Here is a 2,976-nt window from a genome sequence, read left to right as displayed (position 1 = left end):
ATGCCCTCCGACCGGATCATGCCGTGGTAGTCGTCGGGGGTGGTCTCGCGGCGGACCAGGATCACCGGCTCGCCCCGCTCGGCCCACTCCTGGGCGTCGTCGGCGCTGAACACGGCCTTGCCGACGGCCGCCCCCGGGGAGGCGTTCAGGCCCGAGGCGATCGGCTCGGCGCCGCCGCCGGAGGCGATGACCTTCTTGAACAGCTCCTCGAGCCGGTTGGCGTCCAGGCGCAGAATGGCCACATCGACGTCGATCAGGCCCTCCTCGCGCATGTCGTGGGCCATGATCCACTCGGCGAAGGCGGTGCGCTTGCCGATCCGGGTCTGGAGCAGCCACAGCTTGCCCTGCTCGACGGTGAACTCGATGTCGCACATGTCGCGGTAGTGGCGCTCCAGGGTCTGCATGTGCCCCTGCAGCTCCTCCCAGGCCCGCGGCTGGACGCCGCCCATCTCCTCCAGCTTCATGGTGTTGCGGATCCCGGCCACGACGTCCTCGCCCTGGGCGTTGACCAGGTAGTCGCCGTAGGGGGTAGGCTCGCCGTTGGCCGGGTTGCGGGTGAAGGCGACCCCGGTGCCGGAGTCGTCGCCCTTGTTGCCGAACACCATGGCCTGGATGTTGACGGCGGTGCCGAGCGAGTCGTCGATCTTGTTCTTGCGCCGGTAGTCGATCGCCCGCTTGTTGTCCCAGGAGCCGAAGACGGCCTCGATGCCGCCCCTGAGCTGCTCGGTGGGGTCCTGGGGGAACTCCCGGCCGGTCTCGTCGGCGATGATCCCCTTGAACTCCTCGACCAGCCGGCGCAGGTCGCCCTCGTCCAGCTCGACGTCGTTGCGGACGCCCTTGGCCTCCTTGGCGTGCTCCAGCGTCTCCTCGAAGCGGTCGCCGTCAACGCCCATGACCGTCTTGCCGTACATCTGCAGCAGCCGCCGGTAGGAGTCCCACGCGAACCGCTCCGAGCCGGTCTGCTTGGTCAGGCCCTCGACGCTCTGGTCGTTGAGGCCCAGGTTGAGGACCGTGTCCATCATCCCCGGCATGGAGAAGGGGGCGCCCGAGCGGACCGAGACGAGCAGCGGGTCGCCCGGGTCGCCGAGGCGGCGACCCATCCCCGACTCGAGCGTCTCCAGGTGGGCGGCGACCTCCTCCAGCATCCCAGAGGGGAACTGGCGGCCGGCGGCGCGGTAGGCGTTGCAGGCCTCACAGGTCACCGTGAACCCGAGCGGGACGGGCAGCCCCATGTTGGTCATCTCGGCGAGGTTGGCCCCCTTCCCGCCGAGCAGGTTCTTCATGTCCTTGTTGCCCTCTTGGAAGTCGTACACGTACTTGTCGACCATGGCGCTACCTCCGGCCTCCTGCCCTCGCCATCACCCGCCGAGGTTCGTCCTACTTGGCAAAGGATCGTTGCGGCTTCTCAGTCATGGCCCAGTGCGTCGAGGTCGCGCGACCAGGTCAGCCAGCTTGTTCAGCGCCGGCTCGACACCGTTGCCATCGGCGCAGAGAACGACCTCCTCGCTCCCACGGACGTCCAGCCCGAGCACCATAAGGATGCTGCCGGCCCTGATGGGCTCTGCTGGTCCGAGTGGCTCCGACTTCCTTGACCAGGTAGCTGGGCGTGCTGTTGAGGGCGTCGATGAGCTCGTCGACCACGTCGGCGAACACCACCTGGTAGCCGGCCCGGTGCAGGAGCAGCCCGACGAACCCGCGGCCGATGTTCCCGGCCCCGAAGTGGACGGCGACGCCGCTCATTCTTCGTTGACGGCGTTCAGGAGGTCGTAGATCTCCTGTGCCGACTGGGCGGCGACCAGCTTGTCGACCTCGTCGGTGTCGGAGAAGACGATCGCGATCCTGCTCAGGATGTCCATGTGCCCGCCCTGGTAGCCGGCGATCCCGAGGGCGAACAGGACCTCGTTGCCGTCCCAGTCGATCGGCTCGGGATAGCGGATCACCGACAGCGCCGACCGCTTGATCGACTCCTTGGCCTCGTTGGTTCCGTGGGGGATGGCCAGGTAGTTGCCCATGTAGGTGGAGACCGACCGCTCCCGGTCGAACATCGAGTCGATGTAGGCGGGGGTGACGGCGCCGACGTCGACCAGGATCCCGCCGGCCTCCCGGATGGCGTCGTCCTTGGTCCGGGCCGTGCCCGGCATCCTGATCTGGGACAGCGTCAGAACGTCGCTCATGCGCAGCGAGCTCCTTTGTCGGGTCGGGGGACGGCTCGGCTCAGCTCGGCGCGCCGCTGCCCTCGGTCGCGTTGGTGTGCTGCACCTCTTCGACGATGGCGTCGTACTTGGGGCTGGCCATGAAGTTCTGGACCGAGACGTGCTGCGCGCTCGGGGTCTTGTCCATCGCCCGCAGCGTCAGGTCCTGGTGGGTCACGACCAGGTCGTAGCTGTCGTCCAGGTTGGCGATGGCCACGTTGACGACCGAGACGTCCTCGAACCCGGCCTTCTTCAGCTTGTTGCGGAGCACCGAGGCGCCCATCGCGCTGGAGCCCATGCCGGCGTCGCAGGCGAACACGATCTTGCGGATGGGCTCGGTCCGAGACTTGGCCTCGTCCTCCTCGGCCTTGGCCAGCAGGCTGGAAACCCCGCTGGTCGCCTCCTTGCCCTTCAGGCCCTCCATCTGCTTGGTCGCGGCGGCCAGGTCGGCCCCGCCCTCCTCCTCGCTCCTGCGGCTGGCCCGCAGGATCACCGAGGCGACGAGGAACGTCGTCGCGAAGGCGAGGAGGACCGAGAGGGTGACGCCGACGAAGCTGTTGCCGGGTGTCTGCGCGTACACGGCGATGATGGAGCCAGGCGCCGCCGGGGCCCGGAGGCCGGCACCGAAGATGACCAGGGTGAGGATGCCCACCATGCCGCCGGCGATCGTCGCCAGCAAGGTGATGGGCTTCAGGAGCACGAACGGGAAGTAGACCTCGTGGATGCCGCCGAAGAACTGGATGATCAAGGCGGCGGGTGCCGTGTTCTTGGCCACTCCGGTGCC

3 protein-coding genes and 1 pseudogene are annotated in these 2,976 nt (G+C 68.1%); all 4 read right to left on the bottom strand.

What is annotated here, in order from left to right; translation table 11 throughout:
- Nucleotides 1-1,328: PEP/pyruvate-binding domain-containing protein (locus VF468_27280; protein ID HEX5881989.1), on the bottom strand; the 1,328-nt coding region annotated here is incomplete at its 3' end.
- Nucleotides 1,329-1,578: 250 nt separating this feature from the next.
- Nucleotides 1,579-1,740: pseudogene (locus tag VF468_27275) on the bottom strand (mannitol-1-phosphate 5-dehydrogenase).
- On the bottom strand, nt 1,737-2,174 hold the full coding sequence (locus VF468_27270) for a PTS sugar transporter subunit IIA (protein ID HEX5881988.1): 438 nt from the start codon (nt 2,172-2,174) through the stop codon (nt 1,737-1,739). The pseudogene VF468_27275 and the gene VF468_27270 overlap by 4 nt, the downstream one beginning before the upstream one ends.
- Nucleotides 2,175-2,214: 40 nt before the next feature.
- A partial coding sequence (locus VF468_27265) for a PTS mannitol transporter subunit IIB (GenBank protein HEX5881987.1) occupies nt 2,215-2,976 on the bottom strand: 762 nt, incomplete at its 5' end.

It is taken from the genome of Actinomycetota bacterium, from assembly GCA_036280995.1.
Taxonomy (GTDB): domain Bacteria; phylum Actinomycetota; class CALGFH01; order CALGFH01; family CALGFH01; genus CALGFH01.
Note: the sequence above shows the minus strand (reverse complement) of the source record. Positions and strands in the feature narration are given on the sequence as shown.